This is a genomic window from Roseibium sp. AWQ4_290 (assembly GCF_056160985.1).
Genome location: NZ_JBSWYG010000136.1, coordinates 1 through 212, shown reverse-complemented (window position 1 = coordinate 212; position 212 = coordinate 1). Strand labels below are relative to the sequence as shown.

At 58.5% G+C, this 212-nt stretch carries 1 protein-coding gene; it reads right to left on the bottom strand.

The annotated features are described in order from the left end of the window. Positions 1–196: hypothetical protein (locus ACXAH0_RS25435; RefSeq protein WP_475196141.1), on the bottom strand; the 196-nt coding region annotated here is incomplete at its 3' end. Positions 197–212 lie beyond the last annotated feature (16 nt).

Genomic DNA, 212 nt, shown 5'->3' with positions numbered 1-212 from the left:
TGCCACCAACCTTCTCAAGCACATTCGTCGCAAAGTCGCGGCCCTGCGCCTGAGCCTCACCGAACCCGCCCTGACCATCGCCAAGACGTGTCCAGATCGAACCGTCCTCAGCCGACAGAACAGCATCAACAACACCGTCGCCGTTCAGGTCTTCATACGATGTTGTAACTGGGCCAATCGGCCCAGCGACCGTCACATCAGACCCATGTAAC